The 17,932-nt window shown below is 51.9% G+C and carries 5 protein-coding genes; all 5 read left to right on the forward strand.

Annotated features, from left to right (window positions below; genetic code table 11):
- Positions 1 to 377 precede the first annotated feature (377 nt).
- The 5 genes from THS27_RS12390 to THS27_RS12410 all read left to right on the forward strand — a co-directional run bounded on the left by THS27_RS12390 (position 378) and on the right by THS27_RS12410 (position 17,913).
- Entirely contained in the window at positions 378 to 12,497 is a 12,120-nt protein-coding gene (locus THS27_RS12390) for an LEPR-XLL domain-containing protein (RefSeq protein WP_085591290.1), read from the forward strand.
- Between the two features lie 57 nt (positions 12,498 to 12,554).
- On the forward strand, positions 12,555 to 12,851 hold the full coding sequence (locus THS27_RS12395; protein ID WP_085591292.1) for a DUF3467 domain-containing protein: 297 nt from the start codon (positions 12,555 to 12,557) through the stop codon (positions 12,849 to 12,851).
- Positions 12,852 to 12,929: 78 nt separating this feature from the next.
- Positions 12,930 to 14,798, forward strand: coding sequence for an efflux RND transporter periplasmic adaptor subunit (locus tag THS27_RS12400; protein ID WP_139835568.1), 1,869 nt, complete (start codon positions 12,930 to 12,932; stop codon positions 14,796 to 14,798).
- Positions 14,795 to 16,987 (forward strand): biotin/lipoyl-binding protein, encoded by a 2,193-nt coding sequence (locus THS27_RS12405; RefSeq protein WP_085591295.1) that lies wholly within the window; start codon positions 14,795 to 14,797, stop codon positions 16,985 to 16,987. The genes THS27_RS12400 and THS27_RS12405 overlap by 4 nt, the downstream gene beginning before the upstream one ends.
- 8 nt (positions 16,988 to 16,995) lie before the next feature.
- Positions 16,996 to 17,913: an efflux RND transporter periplasmic adaptor subunit gene (locus THS27_RS12410; RefSeq protein WP_085591297.1), complete on the forward strand. Its 918-nt coding sequence runs from the start codon at positions 16,996 to 16,998 to the stop codon at positions 17,911 to 17,913.
- Positions 17,914 to 17,932: the final 19 nt, after the last annotated feature.

A 17,932-nucleotide genomic window follows, 5' to 3' on the forward strand; every position in this document is an offset into this window, starting at 1 on the left:
TTGACCCGGAAATATCTTCGGGGTTGATTAAAAAAACAGGTTGAATTTGACGTATGTATAGGTGTAAGCGTCCGTACTTTAATACCTAATGGTAGAAGCTTTTGTGTTGCAGCAATGATTGCGATTATTTTTCCCGTTATTTAAAAGCCACATAAATAAATTATTAGTTTCAGTGCATTGGATGATATCAAGCCGTTTCGCGCTGCGGCAGGGGCGAAGGGAATCATGTGAAAATCTGTCAGTATTTGTCAGATTTTCAGAGTCCAGTTTGCGGAAAGTTTGCGGTATAAAATTTGAGGGCGCCACTATGGTATAGTGACGTTCGCAGGGGTGCGGGCGTGGGGGCTCGGCGGTTATTTGGAGAAAGGCTTCATTCGATGCGGACAATCCGGGACTGGGTGTCAAACAGGCGCAAGCACGTTCGTGATGTGAAGGTTAGCCATGCTGCCTTGATGGCTGCACCGGTACGTAACACGCGGCGTTTGCATGTGGAGCCAATTGAACCCCGTATTCTGTTGTCTGCTGATCCGCTGGATGCAAAATATGCCGATGACATTAGTGATGCCCTGACCCAGGTTGAGAACCTGCTCGACAATCTTGAAGGGCACGACCTGTTTGCGGACCCGCTGCCAATGGTGTTTGGCACAGACGAAAATTCTGGCGCAGGTGCGCTTGCGGATCTGAGCGACATTTTCAAACAAAACATTATAGATCCGCTGAGCTCGATCACGCAATATTATGACAATTCGGAATTCGACGACCTTTCCAATTTAAAGACTGACTGGGAAACTTTCTTTAAACAGTCGGGTTATTACTCAGATGGCGACAGCACCCTGGATATTAGCTATGACGGAGATGGAACTTACGCGGTGTCGATGTCGCAGACGATTGACCGTGAATTTACCATTGGCGTGGATGACCCCAACCACGACTACAACATTTCGCTTGATACCAATGGCGAAATGGAACTGACCTTTGATATCAATTTCACCGTCAAGATTGATAAAAGCGTTGATGAAACATCCGCGATTACATTCAGCCTCGATAGTCTGAGCCTGCAAAGCACCGTTGATCAGGATTTGACCGGGCATAAATTGACCCTGGGTATTATCCCGTTAACGGTTGGCGGTGTTGCCAATGATTCAACACAGGGCGGTATCAACTATTCCGTTACACTGAATGTTGCCGATAGCGGCCATCTTGATGACCTTACAATGTCGCAATTGTCATCGATTTCAAATTTGTCGAGCGTCCTTACCGTTAGTGCGCAAAATAATGGCAGCGATAATTCCGTTCTGGCAAGTCTGCCCCTGGCCCTTGAAGGGCCGGCTGCGGGTATTTCAGGTATCGATGTTGGGGATATCCCCAATATTACGGTGACCGGGCATGTCGTCGGGGTGAATGAAGAAGTCAGTGTTTCGATGAACTCGGAACTGGAACTTCTGTCGAATTTTGATGCCAAGGATTTTCTGTCGATCATGACGAACTTTGTCAGTGTTGTTGACAGCATTGACCAAGGGGACGTTCTTGACGTCAGCCTGCCCTTTACCGACGGTTTGACAGTCGGCGATGCCATTGATCTTGCCGCAAAAATGCAGCACATCATTGATCAATTGGGATCGGAAGTTGGCGTTATCGGCTTTAGCGAAGATCAAAGTGCTTCGGCCAGCGACGGTAATTCGTCAGTGGAACTGGTGAGCGACGTTATTGATTTTGGCGAAAACCCGTTCCCCGAAAACGGCCTGACCTTTGTTCTGACCCTGGACGGTGAAGAAGTAAATATTGCCCTGGGCAATATTGACCCCGACCCCGATGTTACTGGCGATGAACATGCCATTAGCAATATTACCGACCTTGCCACTGCAATTGCAGCGGCCCTTTCGACATCGTCGGTCAAGGACCGGGTTACGGTTTCCCAGCGGGACGGCAAGCTGGTATTTGCCGCGACCAAAACCGGCACCGATACCCCGGCAAAGCTGGAAGTTGGTAGCCTGGCGGGTAAAACATCCTTTAGTGATATCGTCGAATTTTCCGAACAAACCGGGGCGCTTCTGGGTTTCACCGGCACCGCCGCTGAAATGATCCAGGCGCTTGACTTGCGCTTTATCGATGGCTCCCTTGCCATGGATATTTCCTATGGCGATACCCAGACCTATAGCGGGGATGTCAATTTTGACGCCAGCACAACGCTTGGCGATCTTGATAGCCTGACCGGCAGCGCCGATATGTCGGTGCATTCCGTGATGGGCGTTTCGGCAACGTTGCTGTTTGACATGCACGGACTGGGCAGCAGTGTCGACTGGAGCGATAGCACCCCGGCGCTGTCCGGTTTGTTTGATGGCAACGGTGTTATAACCGCGGATGATGGTCTGGCTGATCTTCAGATCACCATGCGCGATGGCGCCCAATATACCCTTGATGTTGATCCGTCCTGGACCGTCGCCGAACTTGTAAGCGCCCTTGACGGGCTTGATGACTATCTGCATGTGTCACTCGACACGGATACGTTCCGTATTACCATCGAGGACGCATCTGCAAGTACCAGCGACAATGCGGGCGATTTTGGCCTGAATCTGGGTCACAATGCCTATAGCGACACCACGTCTTCTACCCCGTCAGCTGTTTTGTCGGGTGCCATTGCCGACGATGCCGATTTTGGGGCTGCCACCAGCTTTATTTTGAAAGTTGGCAAGTTTTCGCCCGTCATCGTTAACATCGCAGCAGATGGATCGCGAACAACCGCCGATGACTTTGCCGCAGCCATTAATGCGGCTTTGGCGGATATTGACGTTCCCGAAGGGTCGCTTGGTGTTGCCGATAAACATTACAGCGATATCGTCCATGTCACCATTGGCGAGGATGATGGCAAATCGGTGATGAAAGTGGCGACCACCATCACCAATGTTATTGATGCGGCCACCAAGAAAATCAGCGAACGTAACTTGCTCAATTCGTCCTTGCGAATGGATGCTGTTGATCTTTCGGTGACCTCGATTAATGATTCGCTGGTTGGTCTTAATCTGGGTATCGAAGGCAGCAATCAGGCAAATTCGGCTGAAACTGTTTCGCGTATCACCAGTTCTGCCCTTCATGGCGATAGCTATGCCAACCATCTTGGCATTCAGGATTTCAATGCCGCTGTCAATGTTGAGCTTGCCATTTCAAATCTTGATGCGACCGGCCGTGTCGGGCTGATTGATTTTACCGCCGATGGCAGTGGGTTTGTCTCGCTTAATTCGGTTGTCTCGCTGCATAATACTTATGCTGAATCCGATTCAGAAACACCGCATACCACAACGGCGCGGGATGTATTGGCAACGGCGTATGGCAATGATGACAGTGCAATTTCCGACATTGTTGATGTTCAGTACAGTTCGGGCCACGGTGATCAGCCTTATGCGCAGTTAACCCTTACCAATGTTGCCATTTCCGGCGATGTCCTTGATGACATTGATGTTGGCAATATCACCATCACGCTAAGCGACCTTGATACCATTGGTGATCTGCAAAACCTGACACCGACGGTTAATCTGGGTGGTTTGGCAGACGGCAGCGTTTCTGCCCTTGCCGATTTGAACATCGACAATATTCTGGCGGGTCTTCAAACCGCACTTGAATATATCAATGGTCAGTATTCGGGTTCTATTCTGGCAAAAGACCTGCCACTGCTTGGTATGAGCGCTACCGACCTGCTTGATTTTGCCGGTGATATTAAAGCCCACCTTCTTGCGTTCAAAAACAACCCGGCATCCGGCCTTGGTGACCTTGAATCCGCGTTGAAAACAGCATTTGGCATGGATGCCAATAGTAATGGCATTGATGTTCATCTGACCGATGATGCTACGGCGTTGATGATTGATATCAACTACAGCCCGGCCACTGTCAGCAGTTCAGAATCGTTAAACCTTGCCATTGGTGACCTTGCCAGTCAGGCCGGGGACGACGCAGTTAAAAACCTGCTGGGCGGGCTTTCCGACATTGTTGATGTCAATGGAACCGGCCTTGTTGATGTTACGGCAGCGGCAACTGTCGGGCTGACCCTTGGCTTTCGGTTGGCTCAGCCTGAAAACAGCACCCCCGCCACCGGCAGTACGGCCGTGGGCAATATCAATGGCGGGCAGGGAATTGGCACCAACGCGTCAAGCAAGACCGATCTTTCGGTCACGTTGGCAAATGCTGAAAAATTTGAAGTTGACCTGGATGCTCTGGTAAAAACCGGTGCGACGGTTTCTGACATTCTTGCCGGCATCAAGCAGGCGGCGAATGATGCCGGTGTTTCAGACAGTGAACTGACCATTGATATTGACGAAAATGGCCGTCTGGTCTTTACCGATCTGACTACGGCAGATGTATCGTCTATCCCGACTGGCCTGGACGGGCTTGGCATGGATGGTGGTGATGTTGCATCGGTGATTTCAGGGTCATTGGGGAATGATTTTGATACGACGGGTGCCTTTGAGTTTGCCGTGTCTGTAAACGGTGCCGGGGCCGTTACTGTGCATCTTGATGCCGACGAAACCCGCACGACCGAAGCCGCCTTTGAAAAAGCCCTCCAGAATGCATTGGCTCAAACCTTTGTCAGTACCGGCGATATGTCGGGGATTGAGGGCTCGGTGCCGGTTTATGCTGCACTTGGCAATCTGGTTTCGGTTTCGATCGATGGTTCCCATAATATTTCCTTTAGTGCCGATACCAATGTTCTGGGTGGATCGGCGACTTTGCAACTGTCGGATGTCGCGGCCAGCAGCGCCGAGCCGGGCCTGATCATTAAATCCATTAATGGTTCAACCGCTGCTGAAGACCTGGGTATTGCAGGTACGCAATCCACTGTGGTGGATGGCCAACGTGTATTGACCGGCGCCCGCCTTTATGCCGATAGCACCAACGAGCGCTTCTTCCTCGATACCTCTAAAACCGGTGTCAGCCTTGATATTTCAGTTTCGGCCGAAAACCTGACATTCAACACCAATTTCGGGGCGACTACCGGCAAGGTTGAGGGCGGATCGGTTGCATTGGGGGGGCTTTCAGGCAGTGCTGTGGCGGGTGAAGACGGTTTTGCCGTTTCGGGCCCGGCGCATCTCAAACTTTCGCTGAATGATCAATATAACGGTTCAGATGCCGATGAGCGTTTGTATTTCAGTGAACTTGATAGCAACGATATTTCCAATATCGTAAATGTTGATTCTGACGTTGCCGTAAAGGCCGACTTGCCGCTAACCATTGGCGGGGTAGAATTTAACCCGGGTGTCGGCGTTGAAATCAGCGATTATTTTGGTGACGGGAAAACCATTTCGGTTTCCAGTGCCGATATTGCCGATAGTCTGAATGCTGAAAGCATTCTTAATAGCCCCGGTTTGCTTCTTAACGGTCTTGATTATTTCCTAAGCCAGCTTGAAGGGCAGCTCGAAAGTCGCCTGCTTGAACTTGACCTGCCCTTTATTGGCGATGCGCTTGGCGTGGCTGCTGATTATTTTGAAGACCTGCATGAAGGCCTGATCGACGCAATCTCGGAAGCCATTCAGGATTTCCAGGATGATAATCCGGGGCTTGTTGTGCCGACGACAACGGTTGTTGAAACAGCGCTTGAAAATATGCTCAAGCAGATCGGCGCTGTTGATGGTTCGGATCATAACAAGGATGTCGACGTTATTGCCACCTATGATGCTGACAGTGACGAGGTGCGCTTTTCAACCGACATTCACTGGGACTTCTATAATCAGGATATAAGCCTTGCCGAAGATTTGGGCATTGCCGGACTTGGGCTGGATGTCTCAAGCGGGATGGTCAACCTTGAACTGGGCATGGATTTTGATTTTGATTTCGGTATCAATGCGGCTCAGGGTTTCTTCGTTGAAACCGGTGCCATTGACGAACTGGTTCTGTCGTTTAATCTTGATTTCGCAGGGCTTGATGCAGAAGGCCGTCAGGGCATTCTGAACTCGGATATTACCGACAAGGCGTCAGCCTTTGCCGGTACGGTCACTTTTGATATTAATCCGGACCAGGGCAGCACGACTGGCAACGATATTGATGTCAACGACCGGACACAGGATGGCCGTCTGACATTTGCGGAAGTCCGCAGTGTTGACCATTTGTTTGCATCAACACTCGATGCTGAAGGTCAGCTCGACTTCAATGTTCATAGTTCCGCATCCGGTGCTGCTTCCGGTGTCGGTTTGCCCGAAATTTCGCATGAACTTTATGTCGATTTTGATTTCCATCAGAAGTTTGGCGATGGCACGGAAGCTGTTGCCAATTACGGGAGTCTGGAATATCGCGATGTAACGATGAATCTGGCCGGGATCATCAATGATATCCTGATGCCGATCTTCGAGACCATCGATGAAATGCTGGACCCGTTGCGCCCGCTTGTTGAATTCCTGACCTCACCGATCCCCGGTATTTCCGAGGTTATTGGCAGCATGTCCATTCTCGACATGGCGCGTTCTGTCGGGGCGACCAACGGTGGCGTATTTGGATTTATTGCAACGCTTGATAACCTGATCGATCTTATTGACCAGGTTAAAAAGTTCCAGTCTGCCAGTGGTGATAATGCTATTGGTGCCGAATTTGGTACTTTTAAATATGATGGCAATGCGGTCCTGAATAATCCGAATGGCGTTGAAGGTATCAATCTTGCCGATGCCGTTGATTACGATCATTACGCATTCAGCAATTTTGGTACTGTTAAAACTCAAATGGGCGTTTCTGGCGGGTTACTTGATGATTTGACCAAGGAAACCTGGGTCAACATTTTCTCATTACCAATTCTGACAGACAACAATCTGCCGCTTAAACTGTTAACCGGCCAGACTGATGCAGTCGAACTGTTCCATTTTGATCTTCCGAAGTTTGATCTCGAATTTAATCTGAACAAAAGCTGGCCGTATCCGCTTTATCCGCCGCTTTTGATGCTTGAAATCGGCATTGGAACTGACTTTAAAGTAACCTTTGACCTTGCCGGTGGTTATGACCTGCATGGCCTCGCCGAATTTGTCGATAGTGGCGATCCGATTTCCCTGTTTGACGGTTTCTATATTTCGGACCTGCATCAGGGCAGTAAGGATATTCCCGAAGTTGTCGTGAATGGTGAAATCTACGGCTCTGCCAGTGTCAAGTTGAACGCCGGGATTATTTCAGCATCGGGTGGTTTGAAGCTGGCTCTTGGTACGACGATTTCGTTTGATATCAACGATCCGAACGATGATGGCAAACTGCGTGCATCCGAATTCCTTGGCCTGATGGAAATTTCACCTGAATATCTGTTTGATATTCATGGTGAACTTTATATCAGGGTTGCAGCAATTGCCGATGTTACGGCACATCTGCTCTTTACGAATGTCACGGTTTTTGAACTTGATATTACCATTTTCAAGGCCACCATCTTTACCTGGGATTTGAACCCGCCAAGTGCGCCTGTTCTGGCTAATCTTGATGATAGCGGAACGCTCACAGTTAACATGGGTACCCATGCGGGTGATCGTCTGGTTGATAACACCGAGGATGGTGACGAAACCTTCTATCTCAAGCATGTCGGTGGCACCGCCGGTGACGAAAAGATCGAGGTTTGGTCGTCCCTGTTTAATAATGTTGTCCAGACATTTGACCATGTAAAATCGGTTGTCGCTTTTGGCGGCGCTGGTGACGACAAGATCATTCTTAGCGGCATTACATCAAGCATGGTGCTTGATGGCGGCGCGGGCAATGACGTTATTCGCCTTGATGGTCAGGGGATCAGCGGCGGCACCATGAGTTCGGGCACGGCTGTTATTCGCGCAGGTAAGGGCGACGATACGGTTTATGGCGGCTCGGGCAACGACAGCATTTACGGCGATACCGGCAACGACACCATTTATGCCGGGGCCGGGAATGATTATGTCGATGCAGGTTCGGGTAACGATATTATCCATGGTGGTGCGGGTAACGACATTATTTATGGCGGTTCGGGCAACGACGACATCTTTGGCGAAGATGGCAAAGATACCCTTTATGGTGACAAAGGTTTCGATCTGATCGTTGGTGGTTTGGGTGACGACGTGTTGCATGGTGGCGACGGCGTCGATCGCATGTTTGGCGATGAAACCGGTTCTACTGCCACCAGCTTTACGCTGGAATCCTCATCATCTCAGGGGGGTAATGATACGCTGTATGGCGATGATGGTAATGACTATATGTTTGGTGGTGCTGGCACCGATCTGCTGAATGGCGGTGATGGCAACGATATTCTGTTTGGCGATACTGGCACCATCACCTTTGATGCCGACAATGGTATGCTCGTTACGGCCAATACCGATGTCGCACCGGGAATTGGCGGCAATGACACCCTTTACGGTGGCGATAACGAAGACATCATCTTTGGCGGTATCGGTAACGATTATATCGAAGGCGGCAATCATAACGATATTCTGATTGGTGATACCGGCCTGGTTCAGGGTTCTGCGGGGTCAACATCGGGTCAGTATCTTGTACGTGGTAATAACAGTGCCACGGGTAACGATACAATCAAGGGTGGCAGCGGCAACGATATCCTGATTGGTGGCCTGGGCTCGGATACCCTGTCGGGCGAAAGTGGTCGCGATGTTGTGGGTGGCGATAATATCAGCCTGCTGCGCAGTCAGACCAGTTTGATCCTTGATGTTATTTCGGTTGAAACCGTCGATGAAGGGCAAGGCTCTTCCGACATTATCGATGGTGGTGCCGGTACCGATATGTTGCTGGGCGGCGGTGGAACACAATCCCTGTCGGTCAGTAATGGCGGTGACAATGTTGTCGTGTTTGGTGATTTCATCACTGGTGGCACCGGGTCCGACATTATCCTTGGTGACTACGGCATTATCGAACCTTCAACCGGCCTTGGTGCAACCATCACCGGTCGTGATGGCACCAATAGTGGCAACGACCTGATTAATGCCGATAGTGGGTTTGACGTTGTCATTGGTGGTGGTGGCAACGACACCATTGATGGCGGTGAAGGTAATGATACCCTGCTGGGTGATATTGGCACCGTTACTCGCGACAAGGTTACCCGTATTTCCCGTGCCGAAACCACCAATGAAAATATTGGCGGCAACGACATTATCAATGGCAAGCTTGGCAACGATGTCATTATGGGCGGCACCGGTTCCGATACCCTGACTGGTGATGATGGCCTTGACGTTATTTTGGGCGATCTTGGTATCGTGATCCCTGCTAATGGCACCGATGCTGATATTATCGCGCATAACTTTGCCAATGGCGCGGCCGACACCATTTATGGCAATGCAGGTAACGATATTCTGCTGGGCGGTGGCGGCGATGACAGCATTTATGGGGGTGAAGGCAACAACCACATTGCAGGTGATAATGCCAAAGTCACGCGCAGCGAATTTACCTTGCCCGAGGGCTCGGAAGATCCGCTAAGTGAACTGGCGGCAGATCCTGTTCTGGTTTTTGAAACTGCCGAAGAATCTTCCGGTGGTAACGACATTATTGAAACCGGTGCCGGGAATGACGTTATTCTGGGCGGCATTGGTCAGGATACCATCAGCGGCGGCGACGGTAATGATATTATCCTTGGTGATTTGGGGATTGTCATTCCGGCTGGCAGTGCTGGGGCCGACGTTATCGCCCGCAATGGCAACCTGGGAGCAAGCACTAATGATGTTATTACCGCAGGTGATGGTAACAAGATCGTGCTGGGTGGTTCTGGCAATGACACGATCACGATTGGTACAGGCACCGGCAATGGTGCTGGCAATACCAACTATATCTCGGGCGATCTTGCCAAACTGAAACGTGATGCCGATGGCAAGCTTGTCAGCTTTGAAACGGTTGAAGAAAGCGTTGGTGGTGATGATACCATCACGACCGGTAGCAGCACGGGCGATGACATCATTCTGGGCGGTATTGGTCAGGATACGATTTCGACCGGCTATGGCACCGACATTATCATTGGTGACCTAGGTATTGTCATTCCGGTTGGCAGTGCAGGCCCGGATGTGATTGCACGCAATGGCACCATCGGTTTGACCAATAACGACACCATTACCACAAGTGACGGTAACAAGATCGTGCTGGGTGGTTCTGGTAATGACACGATCACGATTGGTACAGGCACCGGCAATGGTGCTGGCAATACCAACTATATCTCGGGTGATCTTGCCGAACTGAAACGTGATGCCGATGGCAAGCTTGTCAGCTTTGAAACGGTTGAAGAAAACGTTGGTGGTGATGATACCATCACGACCGGTACGGGTGCAGGGATCGACTTTATTCTTGGTGGTGTTGGACAGGACACTATTGCCAGCGGCAATGGTAACGACACTATTCTGGGTGACCTTGGTATTGTTATTCCGGTCGGGAATGCTGGCCCGGATGTGATTGCGCGGAACGGTAATATTGGTACAGATACCGACGACATTATTGATGCCGGGAATGGCGATAATGTTGTGTTCGGCGGGTCGGGTAACGACACGATCACCACGGGCAGCGGCGTAGATTATATTTCGGGCGATCTTGCCGAATTGAAACGCGATATCAACGGCACGCTGGTCAGTTTTGAAACTGTTGAAGAAGCCATCGGCGGCAACGACTTTGTCACAGCCGGGGCCGGTGATGACATGATCCTGGGCGGGATTGGCCAGGATAGCATCTTTGGCAATGCCGATAATGACACCATTCTGGGTGACCTTGGCATTATTGTACCGATGGGCAGTGCGGGCGCAGATGTGATTGCACGTCATGGCAATATCGGGACCAATACCGATGACATTATTGATGCCGGGAATGGCAACAACGTGGTGTTTGGTGGTTCGGGAAGTGACACCATCACGACCGGTACCGGTAGCGATTATATCGCCGGGGACCTTGCCGAACTGACACGCAAGGCTGATGGCACCCTTGTGATGTTTGAAACGGTTGAAGAAACCATTGGCGGTGCCGACATTATTAACGCCGGGGCTGGCAACGATGCGATCTTTGGTGGTCAGGGTGGCGATACGATTTCGGCAGGTGCCGGGGATGACGTTGTTCTGGGGGATGCCGGTTATCTCAAGCTGGACAATTCGGAAATCTATGTGATTGCCGAAAAGAAAAACTGGGATCTTGGCACGCATTATACCCTTGAAACCCGTAATCAGGCAGTCGGCGGGGATGACACTATCCATGGCAACGAAGGCAATGACATTCTGATTGGCGGTTCGTTTGATGATTATCTTGATGGTGATGCCGGTAATGATGCCATCATCGGTGATCAGGGTGGTGCCACCTATCGGGACGTTACTGACCGTCTTGAAATTCATACCAAAGAGCTGCTTGCCGAAAATAACGGCAATGACATCCTTTATGGTGATGAGGGCAATGACGAGCTGATCGGCGGGGCCTATGAAGATAGCCTGTTTGGTGGTGTGGACGACGACATCCTGATTGGTGACGAAGGCGAAGTTTATTATGGCTTTGTCCCGCGTGAACAAGGGAAGGAATATCACGACAGCTTGCCGCGGATGGCACGCTCAACTGAGTCTTTCACCGGTCGTCAGGATACACTGGATTCAGGTTCGGGTGTCGACTTCATCCTTGGTGGTGAACAACCCAACTTTATTGTGGCTGACGCGGCCCTTGATCTGGTTCAGATTGAAAATGGCGAATTCCGGATAGATGAAACCCGTAATTCCAAAACCGAGTTCCCGGCCTTCCAGGGCGACCCGATTTTGCAGCCACAAGCAGCATATTTTGCCAGCATTGATGAACGCAGCCCGATCTTGCAATCGATCACCAGTACAACGTCGTCGGGCTCAGGTTCATCTTCGTCGCACAGCACATCGGCACCAGGCAGCTTCCTGACGGGGGGCGGAGCCTCCGGTTTTGCGGGCGTCTTGTCTGCGACCGGGCAAAGTGGTGACGGTATCGGTGGCAATGGTGCCGGCTCGCTTTCGCTTGCTGGTGGCACGAATGCCATTTTGGGCGGGGTTGGGTCTGTTCATCAAACAAATGATGGCAGCATTGCCGGGTTCATTGAAGCCGCCACAATCCTGTCAACAAGCGATCAAAGCGCGTTGTCATCGGCGAATGGTACCGGGAACAATGGTCTCGGTCTTTCGACACCTTCGGTTTCGTTCGGTGCCCAGGTTAATACGCCGCAAGGGGCCAACGACCTGCCTTCCGCAGGGCAAAATACCAACCCGGCTGGCCCGCAAGCGCCAGGTGCGCAAGGACCGGCGGGGAATGCCGCACCCGATGCGACTGGCGAAACCCCGGCCAATCCGCCAGCACAAGGAACTGACGGAAATGATACCAGCGAGCAGGATGCCGAACCGGAAGATGGCGCGTTCCTGTGGCTGGATGAAAATGGCCGTTATGTAGATTTTGCCGCCCTGGCACCGTCAGGTGGCACCAGCCTTGTTTTTGATGCGGAATCCGGCCTGTGGCTGAATGATGCCGCAACAGACGAAGGCCCGGTTTTTGTACCGGAACTGGTTGAAAAGGCACCGGTTCTTTCGCTGGTAACCAAGGCCGCATAGCGTTGGCCTGAAAACCGCGATACCCCGTTTTAAGTTGAATATAAGGATTTACGAAGAATGGCTGAGAATACCAAATCGCAAACTGGCGTAACCACCGATACCGATCAGCGCAAGATCAATTGGGATGACGCCAACATGCGCAGCACCTATGCCAATGTGTCGAACGTTGCCAGCACGCGGGAAGAAGTCATGCTGCTGTTCGGGACCAGCCAGGTATGGAGCAGCTCGCAGGATGATGTTCGTGTTCAGCTGAGTGACCGTATCATCATGAGCCCGTTTGCGGCGAAACGCCTGAAGAAAATCCTCGACCATACGTTGGCCGAATATGAACGCGTATATGGAAAACTTGGCTAAGGCCAGGTTCGTCTGACTCTGTTTTGAGGGGAATGGAGATGACTTGCGGGGGACTTGATATCGGGGTTTGGGGGCGTTTTGACTAATCTACCCGGTAACCCGACGACAGGTGATGCTTCGGGGTTTATATCCCCGGAACTATGGCGAAAACTGTCGTCAGCCCGGTCGTTTTCCGACCTGGCCGATGGCTGGATTGATTTGTGCCGGGCCAACCTGGAACTTGTTCTGGGGGCTGCACCTGTTGAAATCGTTGTTGCATTTAACAGTGCTGAAGGTGCCAACCGGCATTTTCGGGTCGCTGCCTATCGTGGTGCCGATGGCAAACCCGGCGCAACATTGACCCAGGTTGTTCAACGCAGCCTCGTTGTACGCAGCGGCGTTGCAACAACCAACCCCGATTTGGGGGTGGGGTATGTATCCAATGTCATTTTCGTTGATGATGACCTGAAAGGTGCGGTTGGTATTGTTTTACCAACCGCCGATACCGCACGTTTGAACCTGGCAATGCGGTGCCTGCAATGGAATGCTGCGTGGCTGGCGGGGTTTTGGCGCGGGGAACAATACCGTGATACCGCCGAGACGGTAGCCTTGCGGTATGGTCAACACGCCAGTGCGGCCCTTCTGTCCTGCACCGATCTTGAGGCCGGTGCAACCAGTTGTGCCACCGTTATGGCCGATGATCTGGTTGCGAACCGTGTGACGATTGGTCTGGTTCAGGGGCGCAAGGTGCGCATTCTGGGGTCTTCTCATACGGCGATGGTTACCGCCAAAAGTGACCGTGTCCACCTGATTGTCGATGCCATGCGTGAAGCTGTGTATCAAAAGGGCCCGGTGCATTTTTCCGGTGCTGGCAGCAGTTCGCAAACCGCGACTGAAAGCCACGCAAAACTGGTTGAAGGGCGTGAAAAGGCCTGGGTTGGATCGTGGCCCGTGGTTTTGCCTGGTCTGGCAGATGGCGTCGTCGTTGTTCAAATCGAATGCAATCTTGATCAATGCCTGCGGGTTCAGGCACTTGGTGGTGTTTTATCCGAATTAATAGCACCGGCATTTGGTTTGCAAATGGCGGCAGCCCGCAGTGGTTTGCACCGGTTTTATCGTCGGGTAAACCGGGCGATGGGCTGGGTTTTCGGGTTGCATCACACCCGGGTTAAGGCTGTCGGGGTGCTTGTGCTGGCCCTGTTCGTTGCAAGCCTGCTCATTCATATTCCGTATCGCGTTACAGCCGAAACCGAGGTCGAAGGATTGGTGCAGCGGGCTGTGCCCGCCCCGTTTGATGGCTTTATTGCCGAGGGACTGGTGCGTGCCGGGGATGTCGTGCAAAAAGGCGATGTTCTGGGACGTATGGAAACCCGTGAATTGCAGTTACACCGGTTTGAACTGCAAAGCTCGATTGTTGAAAGTCAGCGTAAAATTGAGGCAGCAACCGGCGAACGTGATTTGTCGGAAGCGCGTATTTTACGGTCACGGATGCAACAGGCCATTTCCGAACTGGAATTGGTGAAAAGCCAGCTGGTTCGAACTGAATTGCAGGCGCCTTTTAGCGGATTTGTCATTGAAGGCGATCTTTCGCAAAAAATCGGATCGCCGGTGAAAGAGGGGGAGGTTCTTTTTGAACTAAGCCCGCTTAACCAGTACCGCCTGAAACTGAAAGTGAATGAAAAAGACATTCGGCACATCGCGGTCGGTCAGTCCGGGGTCTTGCTTCTTCATGCCCGCCCCAACAGTTTGAACGAAATTTCGGTCGAGCGGATATCCCCGATTTCTGAAGCCGGCGATGGCGAAAATTATTTCAATGTCGAAGCCTTGCTGGTTGAATCCACCCAGGACTTACAGCCAGGTATGCGTGGTGTCGCCAAGGTGGAAACCGAACCCCGGTCGGTTTTCTGGATTTATACTCATCCGCTGTGGGATTGGATGCGTCTTCGGCTTTGGCGGGTGATGCCATGAGTGACATGCTCGCAGCCGATGCAACCCGCGATATGATGCCATCTCCGATGGCACCGACCCAGCCTTCGCGCTGGGAAACACTGTCAGGTCTTAAGCCGATGGTGCGTGCGGATGTTTCGTTCTTTCGCCATGTTTATCATAATGTTGCGGCCTATATTGCCCATGACCGCCTTTCAAACCGGTATCATCGGTTAACAACGGCAGCACATGCCTTGTTGCGCCGGATGGACGGGGCAACACCGCTGGCCGATATTCGCCGCGATCTGGAAAAGAAAGGCGAGATCGAGGGCGACGATGCCGAGTTTGCCCAGATCGTTGATCAGCTTAAATCACTGGAGCTGATCCGCACGGGCGAGGCACCTAATCCGCGCGCACTGGAACAGCGCATGGTGCGCACGCGGCGGGCCAAGGCGATTGCGCCGTTTAAAAACCCGCTTTATGTACGGATCCCGCTGTTTGATCTGACTCGCGTGCTGGATTATCTGGAACCGGCAATGCGCTGGGTTTTCAGCCCGATTACGGCCTTTCTGTTCATTTTGCTGGTGGGCTCTGCCATTACCCTGGCCGGGGTGCATTGGGAAACACTGACCGAAGGTGGGCTGGACCAGTTTATCAGTGCCGAAAATCTTATGATTGTCTGGCTGGTTTATCCGGTTTTAAAACTGATCCATGAATTTGGACATGCGGTTGTTGTGCGCCATTACGGCGGCAATGTTCGCGAACTGGGCCTGATGTTTTTGCTGTTTGTGCCGGTGCCCTATGTCGATGCGTCCTCCAGCATTACGTTTCGCAGCAAATGGCACCGCGCCTTTGTTGATGGGGCCGGGATTCTGGTTGAACTGTCGATGGCATCGATTGCGATGTTTGTCTGGGTGGCGGCAGAACCGGGCATTGTCAGGTCGGTGGCGCACAATGTCATGTTGATCAGCGGCATATCGACCTTGTTGTTTAATGGTAATCCGTTGCAACGGTTCGATAGTTATTACCTGCTGTGCGATTTGATCGAAATTCCCAATCTGGCGTTAAAATCGACCAAATATTACAGCTACCTGATTAAGCGATACATCATTGGTCTTGATCGCGAATATGAATTTGAGGCGCTGCCATCCGAACGGCGGTGGTTTTTGTTTTATGCGCCATTTTCGTTTGCCTATCGTTCAATGGTGCTGGTGACCATCGCTATTCATCTGGCCGAACGATATTTCTTTGTTGGTGCCCTGCTGGGATGCTGGACTGTCTTTAACATGTTTGCCATGCCCGTTCTTAAAGGGTCCGGGTTTTTGCTCACCAATCCCGGTCTGTCTGGAAAGCGGGCAAAATCGGTTTTTCGTGGTTTGTTGCTGGCCGGGGGGCTGGTGGCGCTGGCCTTTGTTCCCGTGCCTGACCGGGTGGTCGCGCAGGGCGTTGTGTGGTTGCCCGATGACGCGGCTGTGCGCGCACGCACCAGTGGCTTTATTACCGAAATTCACCAGCAAAGCGGTGCCCGGGTTCATACGGGCGATTTGCTGATGACCCTGAATAATGAAAAACTGCTAACCGATCGGCGCAAGGTTCTGGCTGAAATAGATGCTTTGAAACAACAGCTTGATGCTGATAACGCAACTGATCAGGTGGCGGCATCGATTACCCGGCAGCGCATGGCAAATGCACAGGAACGTTTGGCAACGACCACGCGCGATATCGATGCGTTATCTGTTCGTGCGCCGCATGACGGTATTTATGAAGCAGGCATTGAAGAAGACCTGATCGGGCGTTTTTTACCTCGCGGAGGCGAGGCGGGTTATCTGGTAGAACCTGATATCGCGCCGGTCATCAAGGTGGCCGTCCCGGCGATTGATGGAGATCTGGTGCGCGAACGGCTTCGGGGGGTAGAGCTGCGGTTTGCCGGGCATCTGGACGATGTTATTCCCGGTACCGTCACATCATGGTCGCCAACAGCAACCCTGAAACTGCCAAGCCCGGTTTTATCCCTTGAAGGCGGCGGGCCGTTTGCCTTGAAACCCGAGGCCAATTCCCGCCCGGAACTGGTGAACCCGGTTTTTGTGGCCACAGTTGCCTGTTGTGTCGGGCAGACACCCGAAAATTATGGTGACCGTGCCCATGTCCGGTTTGATTTGGGATGGGAACCCGTCGCCGTGCTGATTTATCGCGTTGTGCGGCGCAATTTCCTTAAGAGGTTCGAGGTTTGACGTTTTCGATGAGACATATTGCACTTGCTGTTCCCGTGCTGTGCCTTGTGCTGGCAGGTGCATTATCGCCTGCGATTGCCCAAACCGGTGCGGCAACACCGGCCGACCCTGATCCGTTCGCGCAGTTGCTTGAAAATGCCCGGCAGGGCAGCGATGCCGGCGAACAACAGGTTGGCGCCGAACAAAATGTTTGCCAGGTCAGTGCAAGTGAACTGGTCGAACTGGCAAGCCCGGTTGACGGGGTTATCCACGCCATGCACGCCAGCCGGGGGCAGCGGGTTAAAAAAGGCGAACTGATCGCTGAATTACAGGCCGATGTTGAAAAGGCACAGGTCAATTACGCACAGGTACGTGCGCAATCGCAAAGTTCGGTGGCCGCACGGAAACGGCAGCTTGAATTTACCGAACGCCGCATTAAACGGACCGAAAAATTACGCGCGGCAAAACTGATGACCCAGGAAGAGATCGACACCCTGGAAACAGACCGTGACAGCGCCCGGCTGGATTATGAAGCGGCAAAAGAAAATATCACGATCATGAAAGCGGAATTGGCCCTGTCGCGGGCGCAATTGGCGGATCGCATGATCAAAAGCCCGATTGACGGAGTTTTGATCGAAAAACTTTTAACCGTTGGCGAACAGGTTGACGGCAAGGCAATTGCCCTGATCGCACAGCTTGATCCCCTTTTTGTCGAAGTATCTTTGCCGGTTGCCCGGTTTGGAAAATATCAAAAAGGCCAAAAAGTCGTCGTTCATTTTGACGGGCCTAACCTGCGCTCAAGCCAGGCTGAAATATCGCTGGTTGATCAGATTGTTGAACCCAAAAGCAAAACTTTTGGCATGCGTATTGTGTTGCCAAATCCGGATTTGGCCATTCCCGCCGGGATTGGCTGTCATATTGAATTCCTGTCACCAAAACAACAGTGATCAGGGGGACTATTCCTGT

It is taken from the genome of Thalassospira sp. MCCC 1A01428 (genome assembly GCF_002115825.1).
In the GTDB taxonomy this organism is placed as follows: domain Bacteria; phylum Pseudomonadota; class Alphaproteobacteria; order Rhodospirillales; family Thalassospiraceae; genus Thalassospira.